Source organism: Pseudoalteromonas sp. SR45-1 (genome assembly GCF_014163655.1).
GTDB lineage: Bacteria > Pseudomonadota > Gammaproteobacteria > Enterobacterales > Alteromonadaceae > Pseudoalteromonas > Pseudoalteromonas distincta.
This window is the reverse complement of sequence record NZ_JACJDR010000002.1, coordinates 346,618-369,896: the sequence shown is the minus strand read 5'-3', so window position 1 is coordinate 369,896 and position 23,279 is coordinate 346,618. Positions and strand designations below refer to the sequence as shown.

At 39.1% G+C, this 23,279-nt stretch carries 19 protein-coding genes; 2 read left to right on the top strand and 17 right to left on the bottom strand.

Annotated elements, in window-relative coordinates; all coding sequences use genetic code 11:
- Nucleotides 1-31: 31 nt before the first annotated feature.
- The 11 genes from H5089_RS04100 to rppH form a co-directional block, all read right to left on the bottom strand.
- A complete protein-coding gene (locus H5089_RS04100) occupies nt 32-862 on the bottom strand; it encodes a molecular chaperone (RefSeq protein WP_182711528.1) in 831 nt (276 codons plus the stop codon).
- 9 nt (nt 863-871) lie between these two features.
- Nucleotides 872-1,354 carry a DUF4402 domain-containing protein gene (locus H5089_RS04095; protein ID WP_182711527.1) on the bottom strand — a complete coding sequence of 161 codons (483 nt, stop codon included), beginning with the start codon at nt 1,352-1,354 and terminating at the stop codon, nt 872-874.
- 3 nt (nt 1,355-1,357) lie between these two features.
- Entirely contained in the window at nt 1,358-1,960 is a 603-nt protein-coding gene (locus H5089_RS04090; protein WP_170071817.1) for a DUF4402 domain-containing protein, read from the bottom strand.
- A 115-nt stretch (nt 1,961-2,075) separates the two neighbouring features.
- Nucleotides 2,076-2,630, bottom strand: a complete 555-nt coding sequence (locus tag H5089_RS04085; RefSeq protein ID WP_182711526.1) for an SPOR domain-containing protein — start codon at nt 2,628-2,630, stop codon at nt 2,076-2,078.
- Between the two features lie 369 nt (nt 2,631-2,999).
- Nucleotides 3,000-3,683 carry an SPOR domain-containing protein gene (locus tag H5089_RS04080; protein WP_024594911.1) on the bottom strand — a complete coding sequence of 228 codons (684 nt, stop codon included), beginning with the start codon at nt 3,681-3,683 and terminating at the stop codon, nt 3,000-3,002.
- 698 nt (nt 3,684-4,381) lie between these two features.
- Nucleotides 4,382-5,260 (bottom strand): UTP--glucose-1-phosphate uridylyltransferase GalU, encoded by an 879-nt coding sequence (gene galU, locus H5089_RS04075; RefSeq protein WP_002958699.1) that lies wholly within the window; start codon nt 5,258-5,260, stop codon nt 4,382-4,384.
- Nucleotides 5,261-5,283: 23 nt separating this feature from the next.
- Nucleotides 5,284-6,135, bottom strand: coding sequence for a thymidylate synthase (locus tag H5089_RS04070; RefSeq protein WP_002958700.1), 852 nt, complete (start codon nt 6,133-6,135; stop codon nt 5,284-5,286).
- A 13-nt stretch (nt 6,136-6,148) separates the two neighbouring features.
- Nucleotides 6,149-6,952 (bottom strand): prolipoprotein diacylglyceryl transferase, encoded by an 804-nt coding sequence (lgt, locus tag H5089_RS04065; RefSeq protein ID WP_002958701.1) that lies wholly within the window; start codon nt 6,950-6,952, stop codon nt 6,149-6,151.
- Between the two features lie 13 nt (nt 6,953-6,965).
- Entirely contained in the window at nt 6,966-7,775 is an 810-nt protein-coding gene (locus tag H5089_RS04060) for a sulfite exporter TauE/SafE family protein (RefSeq protein ID WP_002958702.1), read from the bottom strand.
- Between the two features lie 90 nt (nt 7,776-7,865).
- Nucleotides 7,866-10,130 (bottom strand): phosphoenolpyruvate--protein phosphotransferase, encoded by a 2,265-nt coding sequence (gene ptsP, locus H5089_RS04055; protein ID WP_182711525.1) that lies wholly within the window; start codon nt 10,128-10,130, stop codon nt 7,866-7,868.
- Between the two features lie 30 nt (nt 10,131-10,160).
- Complete coding sequence (gene rppH, locus H5089_RS04050) at nt 10,161-10,679, bottom strand: RNA pyrophosphohydrolase (protein ID WP_002958704.1); 519 nt, start codon at nt 10,677-10,679, stop codon at nt 10,161-10,163.
- Between the two features lie 530 nt (nt 10,680-11,209).
- On the opposite strand from rppH, the gene mutH reads away from it, so the two are divergent.
- Nucleotides 11,210-11,881 (top strand): DNA mismatch repair endonuclease MutH, encoded by a 672-nt coding sequence (mutH, locus tag H5089_RS04045; RefSeq protein WP_182693772.1) that lies wholly within the window; start codon nt 11,210-11,212, stop codon nt 11,879-11,881.
- A 193-nt stretch (nt 11,882-12,074) separates the two neighbouring features.
- Here the strand turns inward: mutH and eno are convergent, their stop codons facing one another.
- The 5 genes from eno to rlmD form a co-directional block, all read right to left on the bottom strand.
- A complete protein-coding gene (gene eno, locus H5089_RS04040) occupies nt 12,075-13,373 on the bottom strand; it encodes a phosphopyruvate hydratase (protein WP_002958706.1) in 1,299 nt (432 codons plus the stop codon).
- Between the two features lie 112 nt (nt 13,374-13,485).
- Entirely contained in the window at nt 13,486-15,120 is a 1,635-nt protein-coding gene (locus H5089_RS04035; RefSeq protein WP_033020682.1) for a CTP synthase, read from the bottom strand.
- 162 nt (nt 15,121-15,282) lie between these two features.
- Nucleotides 15,283-16,080, bottom strand: a complete 798-nt coding sequence (gene mazG, locus H5089_RS04030) for a nucleoside triphosphate pyrophosphohydrolase (protein ID WP_165742743.1) — start codon at nt 16,078-16,080, stop codon at nt 15,283-15,285.
- 2 nt (nt 16,081-16,082) lie between these two features.
- On the bottom strand, nt 16,083-18,239 hold the full coding sequence (gene relA, locus H5089_RS04025; RefSeq protein ID WP_024594977.1) for a GTP diphosphokinase: 2,157 nt from the start codon (nt 18,237-18,239) through the stop codon (nt 16,083-16,085).
- Nucleotides 18,240-18,247: 8 nt separating this feature from the next.
- On the bottom strand, nt 18,248-19,573 hold the full coding sequence (gene rlmD / locus H5089_RS04020) for a 23S rRNA (uracil(1939)-C(5))-methyltransferase RlmD (RefSeq protein ID WP_182711524.1): 1,326 nt from the start codon (nt 19,571-19,573) through the stop codon (nt 18,248-18,250).
- Nucleotides 19,574-19,682: 109 nt separating this feature from the next.
- Here rlmD and barA point away from each other — a divergent pair, with 109 nt between their 5' ends.
- Complete coding sequence (gene barA, locus H5089_RS04015; RefSeq protein WP_182711523.1) at nt 19,683-22,457, top strand: two-component sensor histidine kinase BarA; 2,775 nt, start codon at nt 19,683-19,685, stop codon at nt 22,455-22,457.
- A gap of 79 nt (nt 22,458-22,536) precedes the next feature.
- Here the strand turns inward: barA and pdxJ are convergent, their stop codons facing one another.
- Nucleotides 22,537-23,268, bottom strand: a complete 732-nt coding sequence (gene pdxJ / locus H5089_RS04010; RefSeq protein WP_182711522.1) for a pyridoxine 5'-phosphate synthase — start codon at nt 23,266-23,268, stop codon at nt 22,537-22,539.
- Nucleotides 23,269-23,279 lie beyond the last annotated feature (11 nt).

Below are 23,279 nucleotides of genomic sequence, written 5' to 3'. Positions count from 1 at the left end.
ACTTATGCTTAGTAATAGTGCATACAATAAATTATTTAGCGTCATTCACAGTTAAAACATTAAGTGATTGTGAGGTTAAAGGCAGAGTGTATTGTGCAAATGTAAGGTCTTTATATTCTTGACTGCCTTCATATTTAAAAATGACTTTTCCTGCTTTATCTAAATTTTTGTCACTAAATAAACTAAGGGTTACAAACGCATTATCCACTTCTGGATAAATACTTAAATTACCAATTTCTGCAATTTTAACTTGCTCGTTATTGCTATCAACAAAGTAAGCACTTAATTTACCGTAGCTACTAAACTTACCTTCTCGTTTTATATTCAATAAAAACTGAGGACGTTGATTGCTTTCATTTAGCACTAGCTTAGCTTGTTCTATGGCAACTTCTGGCTCTTTCATGTCTTTACGTAACAAAATAGGAATGCTGTAGCTCATAATCATATTAACTTTTATTGAGCTTGTTTTATTAGTATTTTCACCAGGCAATGCTTGAAATAGAAGATGAGAGCGGTACTCACCAGAAGCTAGACCTTTAGGTTTACGTATTGCTATTTTTACTGTTTGTTTTTCACCAGGTGCTAAACGCATTTGTTTTGGTGACAAACGTGCCATTGAACTTAAACTTTCGCTTGTAGCCTCTGCCAACTGTATGTAGCCACCGCTAGGTTGCGCTTGCTTCTCACTCCATAAAACACGATATGTTTGATATTCATCCCCCGTATTAATTACGGTAACTTTAGCGGTTCGTTGACGTTCATCAAAACTAATACGGGTTGGAGAGATAAGTAAATTTGCGTATGCATTTTGTCCTAAAATACATACACTCAGTGCGAGCAGCACTACAACTTTATAAAGCATGTTTTTCCTTTAGTAATCAATCGTAATTTCTAATTGGGTGTCAGTAATAAAACTACCATCTAAGTAACTTTGGCTAGTCCCTGTCGTTATTAAACGGCCACCTACTTTGAGTAAAAGATCTCCAAATTCATCGCTAGTTTGCGTGCTTGGTAAATCCACTAATACAACCGAAAACTTGGCACTATTAGCTCCAAGTACTTCACTTTGCAATGTAGAGTCACTCATTTTATTAAACGATATTTGAGTAAGCGGAGGTAAATCGGTAAATAATAGTTCTGCGGGATTCCCCTCAGTTAATACGTAAATACTACCAAATGTGGTTATTTCACCATTGTGGTTAATCGTGATAGAGCTTAAAGTATTATTTTGAGGGATAACTAAAGTGCCAAAATTAAGCGCTTCTTGTTGTATGCTTGCGCTATAGGCTTGCTCGCTAAACATTAACGAAATCCAAGCAGAAACATACAAAAAGCGCATTGTTTGTTTAAACACTAATTAATATGACACTTCAATATTAAAGCTACCAGAATACTCACCATCAGGGTAATCCACACTTGATGCGTTTGATGAAGTAGAAAGAGTCGCGCCTATATTAAATGATACAGCGCCATCAGCACCAGCTTGTAGGTTAGGAGTACCCTGCGTATAAAGCGCTCCTGCATTTGTTCCGCTCGTTATAAAGTAAGTCCAAGCATCTACAGTAAAATCAGGTTCATTTAAGCCTTGGCCAGCTAAGGGTAGTATCAAAGTATTTACTGGGTCGCTAATGGTTAAAATAGAGTTTGGTACTACATCTGACACACTGAAAGCACCCGCTTCACCACCTTCAATTATTGAGATACTCGCAGCGTTACCAGTTGGATTATCTTGTGAAGTAACAGGGCTCGCAGCTGGATCAGGATTAACTGTCAGCGTTGCTTGTTCGGCGCCTAATGGATCTGAAATAGCACGAATAGTACCAAAATTTAAATCGTTATCTTTTGTGAGTACTACAGCATTTTGTACTGTTACTTTCGCTTCAAATGACTCTGTAGCAGCATAAGTGCTAAACGAGCTGACCACGGTGGCTACAGCTAATGCAGATAAATAAAACTTCATGCTAAATCCTTATAAGAAAATGGGCTTTATCAAATATTTGCCCAACTATAGTTAGTATCGACTATTAGTACAAATACTTTAATACTATATAAGTTTAAAAGTCCTAATTTATTAATTATATTGGTTTTCCGACAAAAGCAGCAATATTACATACTTGATCAAGCTGATTAGCTAAATAACAAAACGCACTTACTTGAGCATCGTTTATAAATGGACCTACACGTAATCCATACAAAGTCATATTATTATTTTTACGTTCAAACATAGTAAAATTAAATTGAGTAAATGCACTAGGGTATAATTGCTTAAGCCTTTCGACTCTTGCTCTAACAAGCTCTGGCTTTAAATACCAACCAAGCTGTGCTCCAATTTTAGTTTCATCTGTTAAGGTGAGTTCTGAGTTTTGTAAGTTTGGTGTTTTTACTTCTGGAGTGTTATTTAGTGCCGTCGGTTCCAAATTCTGTGAAGGCTGATTACCATAGGTGATATCGATTTTACTTTGCATGAGTAAAGGAGGGTTTTCAGTTAATTCACTTTGAGACGATAACGCCATAATTAATAGCTGTAAATCATCTTCCATAGCAGTTAAACGACCAATGCTTTCTTGCTGTAAGTGCCACTGCGAAACATACTCTTTTACTTGTTTATCAGTTATTAAAGAATGCTGCACGCTCTCGTTATTTACAGTTGCGCTGCTGCATCCATATAAATAAAAAGATAAGAATAAAACTGATATTAAATGACAAGACTTCAAATACCGCATTACAAAATGCACTCTACTAACCAAGATAATAAATCAAAGCAAATTTTGCGCCAATTTATAGCAACTTTTTAATTAAGTAGTCTATTTTGAAGTAAGAAAACCGAGTTGATAACAAAACAAAATTGCATTATTTAATTACTATCACTAATTATTGCTGTATTGCTCTAGCTACTGCCTCCGTGCACTCGTATATCAAAATTATTAGCGATAATTGCGTCAGGTTTAATCCCCAAGATTGATTAGGTATTATTACAGATTGATATTACGTAATACGGGCTACAGCCTTACTGGCTTATCGGTGTAGTTACTTACTATGCAATCGAGTTTATACAGCTTGAATACGTCACAGTCTGCTTTTGCATTTTTAAAGTTTTGGTAAGAGCCAAGTTTTAGCCTGTAAAACATTTTGTCGTTTATTTTGGCGGTTTCTACGTTAGTCAATATTTTGTCTCTAAATAACGGTGCTGCTTTAGTATTTAGCTCTTGCCATGCTTTAGCCACACCTTGCTCTGAGTCAACCGAAGCTACTTGCAAAGCAAATACATGTTTTGGTTTATTTAATTTTACAGCTTGTTTTTTATTACTGTAGTTTTGTTTAACTTGTTGGCGTGACTTAACATTGCGTGTGTTTCGTGGTGAACGTACAGACTTACTGCTATACCCTTGATTAGACTGCGCTATTGCTTTGCTGTTTATAATATCAATATGATTTACGAGATAAGTTATTTCTTTTTCTAACCTTAAAATTCGCTCTATGCCTTCACGAGCTTGTTGCCACTGCATTGCGGCATCTTTTAGCTGAGCAAGTTCAAGGGCTGTAATTGATACGTAGTCAGGCGAGTTACTTTGAGGCTGTTCATCAATGGTTTTTATTTCAGGCGTAACGCTGCATGCTGTGCCAAATAAAAGCATTAGCAAGCTAAGTAAAAGCCCAATGTTATTTTTTTTATATATAAACATGTATTTGCTGTCCTGAAAGCAGTGTTTTCACTACATTTCAGTTAAACATTCTCACAAGAAAGCGTTTAACTTTATTTAAGCTGTGAGCTATAAAACTTAGCTCTTCGCATGCTTGTCAGTGTTTTGTAAAACACAACGTTGCATACTCCCACCCTTCCTTGAGAGCATTATTTAATACAAATTTAATGCCAGTTAACACAAACTTTACAACATAAATAACAATATGTCTGTAATGACCTAAAAATTTTATTTTTAAAGAGGCTCCTTTCTTATTTTACTCTAGGGCCTGTTGACCTTTCAGGATTAAAACTTGTTCAATCTAGGGGCTATTTAATCGCGGCGCGAGGTTTGTAACCTAGTGGGCTCGATAACTGCTCCTGCGTTATTCTACTGACTTACATCCCTGTAAGAATAAGTAAAAACCGAGTAAAGCTTCCGCGTCCTGCTCACGCCCCTTACCTACATCCATGTAGGCAACAAAGAGTAAATTGCCCCGAGGCAGAACCCTTCGGGCAGCGCATGTTTGGCATCTATACTACGTTATCACCTATTTATGGGGAACAACCACACTACATAGGCTCTGCCTTGCCTAAATACCAAACAGCCTGCTGCAAATTTAGCCTCGAAAGATAAACAGGCCTGATAAAACTCATAAAAAAGGCGCCGATATAGGCGCCTTTCATGATTTACATTAACTGTTAAATCAGTTTTTTAATAAATGACTTTAATTCATCAGCAAATTCATCGCGACGAAGTGCAAATTCAATAGTCGCTTTTAAATAACCAATTTTACTTCCACAATCGTGGCTACGGCCTTTTATAGCGTATGCATCTACTTTTTCGTGTTCCATTAACATCGCAATTGCATCAGTTAATTGAATTTCATTGCCTGCTCCTTGCGGAGTTTTTGCAAGTAACGGCCATATGTTTTCGCTTAATACGTATCGACCCACTACAGCTAAGTTAGATGGCGCTTCGTCTACTGGCGGTTTTTCTACCATGTTAAAAATTGGCGAGCTTTCACCTTGTTTTAAGTCAACATCGCCTAAATCAACCACACCAAACTTATCTACTTCATCCATTGGTACTGGCTCAACCATTATTTGGCTATGCTTGTTTTGCTCAAAATTAGCGATCATTTCTGCTAAGTTATCTTTTTTAAGATCGCTCTCTACATCGTCAATAATTACATCCGGTAGAATAACTACAAACGGTTCGTTACCAATAATAGGCGCAGCACAACTAATAGCATGGCCTAAGCCTTTTGCTTCACCTTGGCGTACGTGAATAATGGTTACGTCTTTAGGGCAGATTGCTTGCACTTCGGCAAGTAGTTGCCGCTTTACACGCTTTTCTAAAGTAGCTTCTAGTTCAAAGCTCGTATCGAAGTGATTTTCGATTGAATTTTTACTTGAGTGAGTTACTAACACTATTTCTTTAATGCCTGCAGCAACGGCTTCGTTTACTACATATTGAATTAAAGGACGGTCTACCACTGGCAGCATTTCTTTAGGAATTGCTTTAGTGGCTGGTAACATACGAGTACCAAGGCCTGCTACTGGGATGACTGCTTTCATTTTATGTTTTCCTTAATCTTTTATTATACTGAAAATGGGTATTGAATCGCTTCGTGGCATTGATAGCCTGTTACTTCAAAGTCGTCTCGTGTTACCCACGTTTCTATGTCTTCTAATGATTTAATTTCTGGATTAATTTTTAACTGAGGTGATGCAAATGGCTCACGCGTTAACTGCACATCACGCATCAGCTCAAGTTGGTTTTCGTAAATATGTGCATTAGCAATTTTATGATACGCCTTACCCGCTTTGTGGCCGGTAATTTGAGCCACTAGCGCAAGCAACACAAAACACTGAATTTGATTAAAATTAAGGCCAAGTGGCACATCACAGCTTCGCTGGTATGACGTTAAATATAGCGTATCACCAAGTAAGGAGAAAGTGTGTGTATGCATACACGGGCGCAGGCAACCAAGCTCAAACTCACCTGGATTATAAAACGTGATTATTTCACCACGGTCATCAATGCCATTTTTTAAGTTATTAATAACTTTGGAAAGCTGATCAAGCGTTGAGCCATCTGGTCGTTGCCAACCACGACCTTGTACGCCGTAAACACGCCCCATGTCATCCTCACCTTTACGGTTAGGATTATTAAGCCATGCATTGTTATCGTTTGCGTTAGCATCCCACGTTTTACAGCCAATTTCACGAAATTGCGCAGCGCTGTCGTACCCGCGTAAATAGCCTAACAATTCAGCAATCGCTGCTTTGTAGTAACTTTTGCGTGTAGTGATCATCGGAAACTGATTATTAGCCACATCGTATTCTAAATCAGCATTGATAACGGTTAAACAACGCGTACCTGTACGTTTATTTTCGACCCACTGCCCTTCGTCAACAATACGCTGACATAATTCTAAATATTGTTTCATGCGTTACTTCTTATTATGCTTTAGCTGTGGTTATTTGTTTAGGTTGTTTATATGCCCAAATTAATAAGCCTAAACCACCTACAATCATAGGTAACGAAAGTATTTGTCCCATTGATATAAAGTCGGCAAATAAACCTAATTGTGCATCGGGTTGGCGGAAATATTCAATACAGAATCTAAACACGCCATAACCTAATAAAAATACACCGGCTACGCTGCCTGCTGGACGTGGTTTTTTAATAAACCATTGCAGGATTAAAAACAGCACTAAGCCTTCAAAAAATGCTTCGTATAATTGCGATGGGTGACGCGCAAGCGGACCGCCCGTTGGAAATACCATTGCCCATGGCACGTCGGTAACACGCCCCCATAATTCACCGTTTATAAAGTTACCAATACGTCCAGCTAAAAGCCCTACAGGAACCAGTGGTGCAACAAAGTCGCCCACTTGAAGAAGCGACTTTTTACGCGTCCACGAAAAAATTGCGACGGCAGTTATAACGCCAAGTGTTCCACCATGAAACGACATACCGCCCTGGTCTATTCTAAATAAATACAGTGGGTTTTCTATAAAGTAGCTAAACTGGTAAAACAATACGTAGCCAATACGCCCACCTAGTATTACCCCTAACATGCCGTAAAACAGTAAATCGCTTACTTGCTCTTTAGTCCAACCCGAATTTGGCTTTGATGCTTGACGATTTGCAAACCACATCGCAAATGCAAAACCTATTAAATACATCAAGCCATACCAACGTACGCTTAGCGGTCCAACAGAAAAAATAATTGGATCAATTTGAGGAAACTCAAGTGCCATAAAAAATAAACCTTTAGCTAAAAACCATTTTAATTGCGATAACTACAAGCAGCACCGCGAAAACTTTCTTAATTGTATTAACAGGTAAATAGTGAGTTGCTTTGGCGCCAATAGGCGCAACAAACCACGAGGTAATAACAATTCCAAATAATGCAGGTAAATAAACAAACCCAGCAAAACCATGCTCTAAATCGGTAACATGCCAGCCTGCGCTGATGTAACCAATAGAGCCAAATAATGCTATAACAATTCCGCACGCGGCTGCGCAGCCAATTGCTTTTTTTATATCAACCGAAAAATAATTAAGCATAGGTACTATTAAAGCACCACCACCAATACCAATTAAACCTGATAATCCGCCCATTATCGCAGAAAATCCACCTAAAATAGGACCTGCTGGTAACGGTTTATCTGACATCGGTTTATTACGCGCGGATAGCACCATTCTTGCTGCAATAAATACAACACTTATAGCAAACACTGTACGCAATATTTGTTCAGGGATTAAACTTGCTGCAAAGCCACTAATAAGTGCACCTAAAGCCACACCCGACATAACCCATGGGGCAATATCCCAAGGCACGTTATCATTTTTATGATGAGCCAGCGCTGAAGACGTTGAAGTAAATAAAATAGAAGCGAGTGAGGTTGCAATAGCAATTACTAATACATGATCAGCCGACGTTACATTAAATGAGAGTAGCAGAGTGCTTAGAACTGGAACGATAATTAAACCGCCACCAATGCCTAGTAACCCAGCTAAAAACCCAACAATACAGCCTAGTAGTGCGCAGCTTGCGACTAACAAACCTAAGTCATACATAGTAATCTCAAATACCCTTTTAAGGTTTATATATTAAAGGATTATAAAACTAATAGCATCTGTGTATTGCAATTAATTAGGCGTATAAGCTTATTTGGGAGTGTAAAACAAATCACCTAATTTATGCTCTAGCATAAAGCTTCGCGTTAAACGTAGTACTTGTTTGGCTGTGGATTGCGCTAAGCATTCACTTAATAGTTGTTCCATGTCACTGACATTTAAACGCCTAAGTACCCACTTCACTTTGTTAAGCGATGATAAGTTCATACTAAGGCGTCTGTAACCCATGGCAATAAGCAAAATGGCACCTTCAGGATCGCCGCCTAGTTCACCACACAAACTAAATGGCAGTTCATATTGCTCACATTCGTGCGCCACTTTATTTAGTACTCTTAGTACACCTGGGTGATAAGGGTTAAAAAGTTCGGCTACACGTGCGTTAGCCCTGTCTACTGCTAATAAATACTGTGTTAAATCGTTACTACCTACTGAGCAAAAATCGACTTTTTTCGACCACTCTGGAAGCATAAATACACTTGAAGGTACCTCTAGCATTATCCCTATGTCGGGTCTTTCTATGGTTTGCTCTGGGTATTTTTCACTTAACTCAAAATAAGCCTGTTCAAATAACGCAAGTGACTCATCAACTTCTTCAGTGCCGCTGATCATAGGGAGCATTATTTTTAGATTGCCTAAACCAATATTGGCTTTAAGCATCGCTTTTAGTTGATCTAAAAATAACTCTGGGTGATCAAGGCTAATACGAATGCCACGCCAACCTAAAAATGGGTTTTCTTCGGTAATGTTAAAGTAATCGAGTACCTTATCGCCCCCAATATCCAATGTACGCATAACCACAGGATTAGGATGATAGCTAGTTAGTACTTCTCGGTACCAATTTTCTTGCTCTGATTGCGAAGGAAACTGACCCTTTTGCATAAACCACGCTTCGGTACGGTAAAGCCCCACACCGTCACAAATATGCGCGCTACTTTGCTCGGTATTAAGCTCAAGGCCTGCGTTTAATAATAAGCTAACATGCTCACCGTCAAGCGTAATTGATTCTGAGTCTTGCTCTGCTAAAAAGCGGTTATTAAGTAGGTTATCTTGATGCTGTAACTCTGTGTATTCATCCATCAACATTTGTGAAGGCGATATATATAAACGCCCAGCAAATGCATCTAAAATCATCGGTTTGCCATTAAACTGCAGTAGAGGTAAATCTTCTATACCCCAAATGGCAGGGATCCCCATCGCACGCGTTAATATAGAAGCATGGCTATTTGCAGAGCCATTTACGCTTACAACGCCTGTTAAGTGACCTTTTGGCACCTCAGCTAGCATGGCGGGTGTTAAGGTATTAGCAATTAAGATAGTGTTGGCCGGATAATTTTTAACAGCGTGCTCGGTATTTACAAGATGGTGTAATACGCGAAGACCAATGTCTTTAACGTCAACAGCACGCTCTTTTATATAAGGGTCTTGCATGGCATTAAATTGAGATATTAAACGCTCTATTACAATTTTTAGGGCGCTTTTAGCACACCAGCCTTCTTGTAATTGCATTTCAACATTATACCCTAAACTTTTAGCGTCAAGCAGTTGTTGATACACATCAAATACCGCAAGAGCTTCGTGCGGAATAGAATCGCTTAGCGTCATAGATAGGGTATTAAATTCTTTGCGCGTTGCAGCTACAGCTTGTGTAAACAAACGGCGCTGCTCAGTAACGTCACTGTCTTTTAAAAGCTCAATAGATTTAAAATCGAGTTTTGGTAATACTACAAATGCTTGCCCTATACCTATTCCAGGTGCGCTCGATACGCCTTTTAAAACAGACGTTTGATGAGATGACTCATCTTGGCGGAGTATTTCTTTAATTTCAGCATGCGCTAACTGTGAAGCAAGTTGAGCAGAAAGCGTTATTAAAAACGACTCTTCGTCTTGGCTAAATACACGTGCCATTTTTTGTTGAACAACAATAACACCCAGTACTTTTTTTTGATGAACAACGGGTACAGATAAAAAAGCGTTGTAGCCTTCTTCATTTACTTCGGGGGAGAGCTTAAAGCGAGGATGTGATTTAGCAAATGCAATATTAATAGGTTCTTCGCGTTGTGCTACTAGGCCCACTAAGCCTTCGGTAAACCCAATTCTAAACTTACCCACCGCATCAGGATTTAACCCTTCGGTAGCCATAAGTACAAAATTGTCTTGGCTGTAATCTGCAAAATAAATGGAGCAGCACTGGGTTTTCATGGCATCTTTAACCATTTGCACAAAGCACACTAATGCGCTGTCTAAATTCGCTTGTCGCGATACAGACTCCGCAATAGATCTCAGTGTAGCCAGCATACCCTGCTCCTTTATTGTATCGAGAAATTACTACCTTTTACTTCGCCAATGATCTTTATGTTGTTCTCTCTTATTAAAAGGCATGGCGAAAGGAGCAAACTCTTTCATTACTCGTCGATAAACATCCCGTTTAAACGATACAACCTGTCTTACAGGATACCAATAACTTACCCAGCGCCAATCATCAAACTCTGGATGATGGGTTTTAAGTAAATTTACATCTTCGTCTTTACAGCGTAATTTTAGTAAAAACCATTTTTGTTTTTGCCCAATACACACCGGACTAGAGTCTCGGCGGATTAATCGTTTGGGTAATTTATAGCGTAACCAATGTTTTGAGCTTGCGACTATTTCTACATCTTCTGGTCGCAACCCTACTTCTTCGTGTAATTCACGGTACATGGTTTGTTCTGCAGTTTCGCCATCATCAACACCACCTTGGGGAAATTGCCAAGAGTGTTGACCATAACGTCTGGCCCAAAAAACCTGTCCCTGATTATTGCAAATCACAATTCCGACATTGGCACGAAAACCTTCGGCATCAATCACCTTAGTGCCTCATTTGTAAGTCGATTTTTAATGATTGTTCCACATTAGCCGCAATACGGCAAATACTATTATACCCAAGCCAATTAGTGAGCTAAGTTTGAGCTTTTAGTATGTTGATAAATTAATAGAGAATAGGTAAATATTTAGAAAATAACTCAGCAAAGCTATTGCGGTTCTTGTTTTCCTCTAGTTACTCACAGTTTGTGCATAACTTTTGTAAAACACGCTCATTTTGCAAACAAATCCACAATATTAGATCTTAAAACTTAGCTTCTCCACAGATTCTGTGGATAAACATGTTCATATAGTTGTATTTATCCTTACAACTTTGAAATGGCTTAATCAAAACTGAACGTGCACATTTAAAAAAACCTGCAGAGTCAGTAACTTAAAGTAAAGTAGCTTAATTTCAATATGTGCAAAATTAACACAAACAACAGGCGGTCAAAAAACGTACAACCCTAAAGATATCCACGGCTTAGCCTATTTGCTATCATGGCTATGGTATTTATACAACCGAAATTAAGAATATGCGACCTACAAAACCACACTCAATAAACGACTTAATGCAGCGCGTTAACAGTATTGCCGGATTAACACTTGGGCAACTTGCAAACCAGTACTATTTTAAAACACCTGATGATTTACTACGTGAAAAAGGCTGGACTGGGCAACTCATTGAATACGTACTAGGCGCTACTGCAGGCTCAAAACCCCTCCCCGATTTTGAAGATTTAGGAATTGAGCTAAAAACACTGCCTATTTCTTATAAAGGTAGGCCACTGGAAACTACGTTTGTATCGGTTACACCTTTAATGAACGTGACGGGAATGACGTGGCATACCAGCTCTGTGCGTAAAAAACTAAATCATGTTTTATGGCTGCCAATTTTAAGCGAACGTGATATTGCGCCGTTTGACAGAACCATCGGCAGCGGCTTTTTGTGGCAGCCTTCACCTGAACAAGACGCTTTGTTACAGCGCGACTGGGAAGAGCAAATGGAGCTAATTGCACTAGGTAGAGTCGACGAAATATCAGGCCATTTAGGCGATGCTATGCAAATACGCCCCAAAGCTGCTCATAGTAAAATAGTCACTGATGCTATTGGCCCAAATGGGCAAATAATTAAAACCCTACCCCGTGGTTTTTATTTAAAAACCAGTTTTACAGGTGATATTTTAAAGCAGCAGTTTCAGCTATGAGTGCGTAAGAAGTTAAAGCATGAGTAAAGCGTTATACTTTTGTGCTCCACTCTTTAGTGCTGCGTACATCAACAAGCTTAAAGCATACAATTTATTTTCATCTCTTTGGAAAAAGTATCAGGCATAAAAAATCCCCGCATAGGCGAGGATTTTATCATCTAAAATTAAAAGTTATATTCTATGTAAAATAGAATTACTGACCTTTAACTTCTTTAAGACCGTTGTACGGTGCTTTATCACCTAATTGCTCTTCAATACGTAGCAATTGGTTGTACTTTGCAACACGGTCAGAACGGCTCAGTGAACCTGTTTTGATTTGACCTGCAGCAGTACCCACTGCTAAATCAGCAATTGTTGAATCTTCAGTTTCACCAGAACGGTGAGAAATAACAACAGTAAAACCAGCATCTTTAGCCATTTTGATTGCAGCTAAAGTTTCAGTTAAAGAACCGATTTGGTTAAACTTAATTAAGATTGAGTTAGCAATACCGTTGTCGATACCACGTTTTAAAATCTTCGTGTTAGTTACAAATAAATCATCACCTACTAATTGGATTTTATCACCCATTAGTTTAGTTTGGTGTGCAAAGCCATCCCAATCAGACTCATCAAGACCATCTTCAATAGAAACGATTGGGTACTGATTAGTAAGATCTTGTAAGAAGAAGTTAAATTCTTCAGAAGTGAATTTTTTACCTTCACCTTTAAGATCGTAGATGTTTGCTTCTTTGTCGTAAAACTCAGATGCAGCACAATCCATCGCTAAAGTAATATCTTTACCTAGCTCGTAACCTGCGTTTGCAACAGCTACTTTGATTGCAGCAAGAGCCGCTTCGTTAGATGCAAGGTTAGGTGCAAAACCACCTTCATCGCCAACCGCTGTTGAATGACCATCAGCTTTAAGCACTTTAGCAAGGCTGTGGAATACTTCAGCGCCCATACGTAGGCCTTCGCGGAAGTTTTTAGCGCCAACAGGTTGGATCATGAATTCTTGAATATCTACAGAGTTATCTGCGTGCTCACCACCATTGATGATGTTCATCATTGGAAGTGGCATAGAGTAAACACCTGGTGTGCCATTTAAGTCAGCAATATGTTCATAAAGCTCAACTTTTTTAGACTGTGCAGCTGCTTTCGCAGTTGCTAGTGATACAGCTAAGATTGCGTTTGCACCTAATTTTTCTTTATTTTCGGTACCATCTAAATCTAGCATCACTTTATCAACAGCGTTTTGATCTAATGCATTTTGACCAGCTAAAGCATCAGCAATTTCTTTATTAATATAACCAACTGCTTTTAATACGCCTTTACCTAAGTAACGTGATTTATCACCGTCGCGTAACTCTAATGCTTCACGAGTACCAGTAGATGCGCCTGAAGGTGCTGCTGCACGACCCCAAGAACCATCTGCTAAATGTACGTCTGCTTCAACAGTTGGGTTACCACGCGAGTCCATAATTTCGCGACCGATTACTTTTACGATTTCTGACATCTTGATTCCTCTATATTCCCAAAATGGTGAGTTCAGCTAACTTTACTACGTTTTGTATAGCTTAGTCAGCCCTTAAAACAAAAAAGCCGTGCAATATGCACGGCTTTTAAAATTACGAATTCGCTTTTTGGTGGATGTGTGCAGCTGCTACAAACCCTTCAAATAACGGATGACCATCACGTGGCGTTGACGTGAATTCCGGATGGAACTGCGCGGCAATAAACCATGGGTGATCTTTATTTTCGATAATTTCTACCAGTTTTTTATCTTCTGATAAACCAGTAAAGCTTAAGCCTGCTTTTTCAAGTATTTCTACGAAGTTATTATTTACTTCGTAGCGATGACGATGACGTTCAACAATTTCGTCGCTGCCATATACTCCATGTACTTTAGAACCAGGCGTTAAATGACATTTTTGTGCGCCTAAACGCATAGTGCCACCTAAATCAGATTTTTCGCTACGTGTTTCAACATTACCTTCAGCATCTAGCCATTCAGTAATTAAGCCAACTACAGGCGCTTCTGAATTTGCATTAAATTCTGTAGAGTTTGCATCTGTTAAACCTGCAACATTACGTGCATATTCAATTAATGCTACTTGCATCCCTAAACAAATACCTAAGTATGGTACTTTATTTTCACGTGCATATTTAGCTGCTAAAATTTTACCTTCAACACCACGTCCGCCAAATCCACCCGGTACTAAAATAGCATCTAAGTGTGAAAGTAATTCAACACCTTTGCTTTCTAAGTCTTGTGAATCTACGTATTCAATGTTGATTGTTAGGCGGTTTTTAAGACCCGCATGCTTTAATGCTTCGTTAACCGATTTGTACGCATCTGGTAATTCAATATATTTACCAACCATACCAATGGTCACTTCACCCGTTGGGTTAGACTCTTGATAAAGTACTTGTTCCCACTCAGCTAAATCAGCTTCTGGTGGATCTAAGTGAAAACGACGACATACAAAGTTATCTAATTCTTGTGTTTTTAATAACGCAGGAATTTTATAAATGCTGTCTACATCGGGTAGTGAAATAACCGCTTTTTCTTCTACGTTTGTGAATAATGAGATTTTTGCACGCTCATTATTAGGTAGTTTACGGTCTGAACGACAAATAAGAATATCTGGCTGAATACCGACTGAGCGTAACTCTTTAACAGAGTGCTGAGTTGGTTTCGTTTTAACTTCACCGGCAGGGCCTAAAAATGGCACTAGCGTTAAGTGAATAAATAGCGCGCGTTCGCGGCCAATTTCAGTTCCCATCTGACGAATTGCTTCAATAAACGGTTGTGATTCAATATCACCTACAGTGCCGCCAATTTCTACAATAGCAATATCATAACCTTCAGCACCGTCGTATACACGCTGCTTAATATCGTTAGTGATATGTGGAATAACCTGAATAGTAGCACCTAGGTATTCACCACGGCGCTCACGACGTAATACGTCTTCATATACACGGCCTTGTGTGAAGTTATTACGACTAGTCATTTTGGTACGGATAAAACGCTCGTAGTGACCTAAATCAAGGTCAGTTTCTGCGCCGTCTTCTGTAACGTAAACTTCACCGTGTTGAATTGGGCTCATTGTGCCTGGGTCAACGTTGATGTAAGGATCCAGCTTTAAAATGGTAACATTTAAACCACGGGCTTCTAAAATAGCGGCCAGTGAAGCTGCGGCAATACCTTTACCCAACGAAGAAACAACTCCGCCAGTAACGAAGATAAATTTTGTACTCATGCGAACCCTAGAATATCAGGAATTAAAAGGAATATAACACCCAAAGAAGAGCCTAAGGGTATATCATCAAGACGGGGCGAAATTGTACCAAAACACGGCTTATCAATCCAGCTAAAATTAGCTAATACGCGCACAAAAAATGTGCACTATTTAACATTAAGCCTATTTTACTTTTTTAATCGCATCCCACGCACTATCCATCTCTTCAAAGGTTGCTGTATCTAAGCTTTTACCTTGCGCATGCAAATAAGCGTTTACCTTTTCAAAACGCGCTGAAAACTTATCATTAGCGCTACGAAGCAGTTGTTCGGGATCTCGTTTAACATGGCGTACAACATTAACAGTGGCAAAAAGTAAGTCGCCGAGCTCTTCCGCTGTATGATCAGATAACGGGTCTTGCTCAATCGCTTCTTTTACTTCAAGCACTTCTTCACTCACTTTATCTAGTGCACCATGATACGTTGGCCAATCAAAGCCAAGGGAAGCCACGCGTTGTTGAATTTTTTTGGCTTTACTTAAGCTTGGCATATTGCCAGGGATATCTTGCCAAAAAGAAGGGGATTCGGTTTGCGCTCTAGCACTTCGCTCCTGTGCTTTGATTGCTTGCCACTGCTGCGATAATTGATCGTCTGTTAACTCTTTTTTTTCACCAAACACATGCGGGTGACGACGGGTAAGCTTATCGTTTAATTGCTCTACTAGATCATTAAAATCAAATAGATTTTGCTCTTGTGCAAGTTGCGCATAAAAAACTATTTGAAATAGCAAATCACCCAATTCACCTTTAAGCTCATCTAAGTTGCCTGATTCAATACAGTCGGCAACTTCGTACGCTTCTTCTAGCGTATGCGGCACAATAGATTTAAAATCTTGCTTGAGATCCCACGGACAACCGCCCTTGGGATCTCGCAGTGTTTTCATTATGCTAAGAAGTTGTGTAAGCGCTGTATTATCATTCATGATTAATGACCACGCTTGGCATCATGTACACCTTCAATTTGGTGTAATTTAGAAAGAACACGGTTAGTACCCGATAAGTCATGTACTTCTATTTGCATTGTAAATATAGCTAACTGATTATCTTCAACCGTATTTACGTTCATGTTTAAAACATTTACTTTTTCGTTAGCAAGTACTGAGCTTATATCGCGTATCAACCCTGAACGATCGGTGGCTTCTATTTTAATACTTAGTGCGTACGAGCCGTTAATATCATCTGACCAACTTACCGAAATAACACGCTCAGGATGCTGGTTTTTTAAGTTATTAAACGAATCACAGTCTTCCTTATGAACACCTATTCCTCGACCTTGGGTTATATAACCTATTATTTCATCGCCAGGTACTGGGCGACAGCACTTGGCTACATGGCTCATTAAGCTGCCTACACCATCAACCACAATGCCGTTTTTATCACCAGTTACTTTACTTGGTGCTTTAATGCGAATAACCGGCTCATCTTCTGTCCGATCACTTACAAAGTTAAGCATTTGATTGAGGCGAACATCGCCCGCACCAATCGCAACCATTAAGTCATCCAGCTCTTTAAAGTTAAAACGCTTAATGGCTGGCTCTAAATCTTTATATGTTAAATTGAGCTTTTGTAATTCACTGTCGAGAATTTCTTTCCCCGCACTTAAGTTTTTGTCGCGGTCGAGCTGTTTAAACCAGTGGTGGATTTTAGCTCTAGCACGGGATGATTTAATGTATCCTAATGACGGGTTTAACCAATCACGACTTGGATTTGGTTGTTTTTGGGTCAGTATTTCTACCTGATCTCCTGTTGTAAGTTGATGCGTAAACGGCACTATTTTACCGAATATTTTTGCACCAATACAACGATGCCCCACATTTGAGTGGATGTAGTAAGCAAAATCAAGCGGTGTAGCGCCAAGTGGTAAATCGATAATATCGCCGCTTGGGGTAAATATGTATACGCGATCTTCTACTACTTGGTTTTTAAGCTCTTCTGCTAAATCGCCACCATCAACCACTTCTTCTTGCCATTGGAGTAGCTTACGCAACCAGCTGATTTTTTGCTCATAACCCGAACCGCGCCCTGGTAATGCACCTTCTTTGTACATCCAGTGTGCAGCCACCCCTAACTCAGCATCTTGATGCATGTCGCTGGTACGAATTTGTATCTCTACCGTTTTACCTTCAGGTCCAAATACCACGGTATGAATTGACTGATAGCCGTTTTGTTTTGGGGTTGCTACATAGTCGTCAAACTCTTTATTAAGATGACGCCAATTGGTGTGCACAATGCCCAGCGCACCGTAGCAGTCTTGCAATCGTTCAACGACGATACGCATTGCCCGAATATCAAAAAGCTGATCAAACTCGTAGTTTTTTTGCTGCATTTTTTTATAAATGCTGTAAATGTGCTTAGGACGGCCATAAACCTGGGCCTCTATGCCCGCTTCACTTAAACGATTTTTTACTTGCTCAACCATATCTTCCATGTAGGCTTCGCGTGTAAGACGTTTGTCGTCAAGTTGTTTGGCTATGCTTTTATAGGTGCCTGGGTGCAAATATCTAAACGATAAATCTTCCAGTTCCCATTTTAATTGCCCTATTCCTAATCTGTTTGCCAATGGTGCAAAAATATCAGCCGTTTCTTTAGCGGCAATGACGCGGTCTTCTTCATCCGCATTTTTTACATTGCGTAAATGACATACCTGCTCGGCAAGCTTAATGACCACGGCGCGCACATCTTCAACCATGGTTAATAACATTTTTCGAATATTATCAACTTGCATAGTGCCTTTACCTTGATGCGATAAAGTACTAATAGTGGCCATTTGTGCAACCCCAGTTAACAGCATGGCTATGTTATTCCCAAGCTGCTCTTCGATGGTTTCAAGCGATATTAAGTCGTTTAAAAAATACGGGGTTAAATACGCAGTAGCTAACGATTCGGGGTCGAGATTTAGCTCAGCTAAAATTTCAACCATTTCGATTGCAGTAGTTTGCCTGCTTTCACTATCACATTTTACGCAGAGCGCTTGGGCTTTAGTAAGTAGCTCTGTTTTTTCTTCAGACAAGGCAAGAAATGAAAGCCGAGTGCTAAAATCTGTTGTCTCATCTTGTTGATGTGATTGTCGTGTAGCTACCATAATGCGTTCTACCTCCGTTGAAATAACGCCATAGTTTCAATATGCCCTGTATGAGGAAACATATTCATTAGCCCAATTTTATTAAGATCAAAGCCAGCTTGTGAAATAATTGCGCTGTCACGGGCTAAAGTAACAGGGTCACAAGAGACATATAAAATAGTTTTAAACTGCTTTAAAGGTAATTCCTCTAATACAGCCATAGCACCAGTCCTCGAAGGATCGAGTACAAGCACATCTAAGTTTTTGCTAAACCATGGGGCGCTCTGTATGCTTTGGGTTAAATCAAAGCAATGAAACTGCGCATTGGTAATAGAGTTAGTTTGCGCATTTTGAGCAGCCATTGCAACCGCTGAAGTCACACCTTCTACACCAATTACAGATTTTGCTTGTTTTGCTAACACTAATGAGAAATTACCAATCCCACAAAATAAATCCAATAAATTTTCATCACCTTTTAAATCAAGCCAATTTGCAGCTTGCTTTAACATAGCTTCGTTAACTTGCGCATTTACCTGAATAAAATTACCTAAACCAAATTCAAATTTTAGATCAAATTCTTTAAGATAATAAAATGGCATGGCTAAGTGTGAATGTTCTATTGCATCGCTCTCGCTTTGCCATACAATTTTAAACTGCTGGCTTTTTGTTATGTGCTCAACCAAAGCCTTTGTATCATCATTAATTGCTTTAGTGTGACGAATAACAACAAAGTTTTGTTTATCACTTTGGCATAACTGTAAATGGCTTATACTGTGCAGTGCTTTGTGTTGATTAATTAAATCATCAAAAAGTGTGAAAACATCTGTAAATACTTCATCAAGTACTGCACATTTATTAATACTCACAATATTTTTTGAGCCACTTGCTCTGTAACCCACGCGCATTTTTTTAGCTGCTTTATCAAACATAACAGCTATACGAGCGCTGCGTCTGTAATGCACAGGTTTACTTAATAATGGGGTTTGCCAGTTTAAGCTGTTTAATTTAGCAAACTTACTAAATAACTGAGTAACTGCAGTTTGTTTTTCTACAACTTGTTGGCTTACTTCTAAATGCTGTAATTGGCAACCACCACACTGATTATAGTGCTCACAAAAAGCATCTACTCTTGATTCACTCGCTTGAATAACTTTAGTTACTTTTGCACTACTGTATTTAGCTTTATCTTCGACGAGTGTTGCTTTGACTGTTTCGTTTGGTAATGCACCGCTTACAAAACATACTTTATTGTTATGTTTAGCAATGCCACGCCCTTGATGATCCATTCCCGTTATAGTCAATTCTAGTGTTTGTTGCTTTAACGGTTTTTTTTTCGCTTTAAAAATTTGCGCCATTAGGCATTACCTTTACTTTATTTATGAAGCACCTATATTTAGATGCTTTAGAATGCGTGTTGAACCGTATATACTCAAGTCATACTAATAACGATAAAACGCTCTCATTATGACCAAATTAGGCTTACGCGATTCTGTTTTAACACTAACCCTGATCCCAACGGTGATCATAGGATTACTACTTGGTGGCTATTTTACAATAAATCGTTACATTGAGCTTGATGAAATTTTATATCAGCAAGGCACTACTATTTCTGAGCCCCTTGCTATTGCGCTTGAGCAACCCATGCTCGAAAAAAACAAACAGCTATTGAATCGCCTTATAAGCTACACACATAACAAGCACTCCCCTACAATTAAGTCGATTGCAATTTTTGATAAAAATAATGCGCTATTAATGACCAGTAATTATCACCGCTCATTTGAAAAGTTAATTAGTCAAAAAACGCTCATAAATTTAAAAACCACCCATGTGCAAAAGTCAGATGAGCTTGTTACATTTTTCACACCCATTATTAACCATACAAGTCACGATTCTAAATGGGACCCGTCGGCTTTTCAGTCATCTCTGGGCACCGTTATTATACAGCTAAACAAAGACCAAGCTGTTATAGGGCAACAACGAGCTTTATTAATTAGCGGTATTGTGATTATTTTATCATTGGTGTTTGCAGCTATTTTAGCTTTAAAGTTAAGCCGCATGTTTATGACGCCGCTTAATAAGTTAGTACTTGCAACCGACAAGTTAGTTGAAGGTAAAAGAAGTACTGGCCTTAACGACAACATGATTGGTGAGTTTGAGTTACTTCGAGAAGGCTTAAACACCATTGCTCACACTATGGTGATGCAAAAAGATGAAATGCAAAAAAATATTGATCAAGCAACAAGCGACTACCGCGAAACACTAGAGCAATACGAAACGTCAAATATAGAGCTCTCGTTTGCAAAAAAAGAAGCGCAAGATGCTAACCGTGTAAAATCAGACTTTTTAGCTAAAATGAGTCATGAGCTTCGTACTCCGTTGAACGGTGTTATTGGATTTACACGTCAGCTTTATAAAACACCGCTGAATAAACATCAAAAAGATTACCTCGACACTATTATGCTCTCAGCAAATAGTTTAATGACTATTATTAGCGACATTCTAGACTTCTCCAAACTAGAAGCCGGTGCAATGGAACTTGAGTCGATTCAGTTTCAACTTCGTGATGCTGTAAATGAAGTAATGACACTACTCGCTCCTAGCGCACACGATAAGCAATTAGAGCTATCCATTTACATTAACCAACAAGTACCGGATGACTTAACAGGCGATCCCACTCGCTTTAAGCAAGTCTTAATAAACCTATTAAGTAATGCGATTAAATTTACCGAAAAAGGCTCTATTAAGGTCGACATAAGCCATCGGTTACTCGACGACGAACGCACTTCTTTACTTGTGTCAGTAACAGATACTGGCGTGGGTATACCTATGGATAAGCAAGACTCTTTATTCACTCCATTTGGGCAAGCAGACTCAAGCATTACACGTAAGTTTGGTGGTACAGGCCTTGGTCTTATTATTACCAAGCATATTGTTGAAGCAATGAGTGGTCGTATAACGTTAAATTCTGCGCCTGGTAACGGTACCTGCTTTACATTCAATAGTGTGTTTAGTTTGCCAAATCACGTATTTACAAATGACTTACCGACTAAATCGCTCATTGGTAAGCGTATCTTATATTTAGAGCCACATGAGCATACGCACCATGCCGTACTTTCGTTATTAACCCAGTGGGAATCAAGCGTGACGGCATGTTTTAACGAGACTAGCTTTTTAGACGCTATAAAAAATACTGAACATAAATATGATGTTTGCTTAATTGGCCACATGGCATCAGTTGATGATATGCAGCAACTAAAAAGCTATGTAAAAGCCGTGCGTGAATCTACTGATTACTTATATTTAATGCTTAATACTGTATCGCACAATATGCGAGAAGCCTTTATAGGCAGCGGTGCTGACGCGTGTTTAAGTAAACCACTTAATCACCGTAAGTTATGTGAAGTACTTGCCGCACCTTACAGGCTTGACCACCCTACTCATAATATTGAACAAAACGATCAAGCTTTGCTGCCGTTAAAAGTATTGGTTGTTGATGATAACGATGCCAATTTAAAACTTCTCCATACTTTATTAAGTGAACAAATTGAAGTAATAGAAACGGCACATAATGGTTCACAAGCATACAGCTTAAGTAAAAGCCATAAATACGACATAATTTTTATGGATATACAAATGCCAATTATGGACGGTATAACCGCATGCAAGCTTATTCGCGAATCATCACTTAATGAAGATACACCAATTATAGCTGTAACGGCACATGCCCTTCAAAGCGAAAAAGAGCAACTACTAAAAGATGGCTTTAAAGGCTATTTAACTAAGCCTATTGATGAAGATATGCTTAAACAAATTATTAGCGACCATAGTCCACAGACCCCGGTTAATCGTGATAAAACAAAAACAGATACACCACAAAGCCCTGCACCATTTCAAAGTAGCCGAATTGATTGGGCGCAAGCCCTACAGCGTGCTGGCGGAAAGAGCGAGTTAGCGCTAGAGATGCTTAATATGCTACTTCTAAGCGTCCCTGAAACTCTTACATTGCTTGCTAAAGCGATAGAGGGTAACGATTGTCAGCAAGTCTTAAGTATTGTCCACAAGTTTCATGGCGCATGTTGCTACACTGGTGTACCAAAACTTAAATCACTCGCAGAAACAATTGAAACCTCACTTAAAAATAAATGCTTGTTAGAGAATATTGAACCTGAATTATTTGAGTTACAGGACGAGCTTGAAAACCTACTTGCAGATGCAAGTGTGACCGAACTGCAAAGGTAAGGTTTTATTTTAGATACAAAAAAACGCGGTATTTACCGCGTTTTTAATTAAGCTATTTGAATACTTATGTAAGTTCGTATTACATTCTTGCTTCAATCATTAAGCGTTTCATGTCGCGTACGGCTTTATCGAGTCCATCTATTGCTGCACGAGCAATAATAGCGTGGCCAATATTTAGCTCGTAAATCTCAGACATTGCGGCAATGGGTTTCACGTTATGATAATGAAGACCATGGCCAGCGTTAACAATCAAACCTAAGCTTGCTGCGTATTTAACACCTTCACGAATGTGCTCTAACTCTTTGTGTAAATCAGTATCATTTGTGGCATCAGCGTACGCGCCTGTGTGTATTTCTACATAAGGAGCACCACATTCTTTGGCTGCATCTAACTGTGCTTTATCTGCATCAATAAATAGCGATACTTTAATACCCGCTTCGGTAAGCGTTTTTGTTGCTGCTTTAATTTTATCTATATTACCGGCTACGTCTAAGCCACCTTCGGTTGTTAATTCTTCGCGCTTTTCAGGTACTAAACACACGTACTCAGGTTTTACTTCAAGCGCGATTTTTATCATTTCATCGGTAACAGCGGTTTCAAGATTCATACGAGTTTGAATGGTTTTAGCCATTACATAAACGTCGCGATCTTGAATATGGCGTCTGTCTTCACGTAAGTGAATCGTAATACCGTCTGCGCCTGCATGCTCTGCTACACTGGCTGCATGAGCTGGATCTGGATAGCTTGTTCCACGCGCTTGGCGAAGTGTTGCAATATGATCTACGTTTACACCCAAAAGAATATCTTTCATTTTCTTACCTG

Bases quoted from the DNA above. Each gene is read 5' to 3' on its own strand.
- relA (WP_024594977.1), bottom strand. From the start codon at position 18,239: ATGGTAGCTACACGACAATCACATCAACAAGATGAGACAACAGATTTT.
- mutH (WP_182693772.1), top strand. From the start codon at position 11,210: ATGCGACCTACAAAACCACACTCAATAAACGACTTAATGCAGCGCGTT.
- rlmD (WP_182711524.1), bottom strand. From the start codon at position 19,573: ATGGCGCAAATTTTTAAAGCGAAAAAAAAACCGTTAAAGCAACAAACA.
- H5089_RS04070 (WP_002958700.1), bottom strand. From the start codon at position 6,135: ATGAAACAATATTTAGAATTATGTCAGCGTATTGTTGACGAAGGGCAG.
- H5089_RS04080 (WP_024594911.1), bottom strand. From the start codon at position 3,683: ATGTTTATATATAAAAAAAATAACATTGGGCTTTTACTTAGCTTGCTA.
- eno (WP_002958706.1), bottom strand. From the start codon at position 13,373: ATGTCAGAAATCGTAAAAGTAATCGGTCGCGAAATTATGGACTCGCGT.
- pdxJ (WP_182711522.1), bottom strand. From the start codon at position 23,268: ATGAAAGATATTCTTTTGGGTGTAAACGTAGATCATATTGCAACACTT.
- H5089_RS04090 (WP_170071817.1), bottom strand. From the start codon at position 1,960: ATGAAGTTTTATTTATCTGCATTAGCTGTAGCCACCGTGGTCAGCTCG.
- H5089_RS04035 (WP_033020682.1), bottom strand. From the start codon at position 15,120: ATGAGTACAAAATTTATCTTCGTTACTGGCGGAGTTGTTTCTTCGTTG.
- galU (WP_002958699.1), bottom strand. From the start codon at position 5,260: ATGAAAGCAGTCATCCCAGTAGCAGGCCTTGGTACTCGTATGTTACCA.
- H5089_RS04100 (WP_182711528.1), bottom strand. From the start codon at position 862: ATGCTTTATAAAGTTGTAGTGCTGCTCGCACTGAGTGTATGTATTTTA.
- H5089_RS04060 (WP_002958702.1), bottom strand. From the start codon at position 7,775: ATGTATGACTTAGGTTTGTTAGTCGCAAGCTGCGCACTACTAGGCTGT.
- lgt (WP_002958701.1), bottom strand. From the start codon at position 6,952: ATGGCACTTGAGTTTCCTCAAATTGATCCAATTATTTTTTCTGTTGGA.
- ptsP (WP_182711525.1), bottom strand. From the start codon at position 10,130: ATGCTGGCTACACTGAGATCTATTGCGGAGTCTGTATCGCGACAAGCG.
- mazG (WP_165742743.1), bottom strand. From the start codon at position 16,080: ATGAATGATAATACAGCGCTTACACAACTTCTTAGCATAATGAAAACA.
- barA (WP_182711523.1), top strand. From the start codon at position 19,683: ATGACCAAATTAGGCTTACGCGATTCTGTTTTAACACTAACCCTGATC.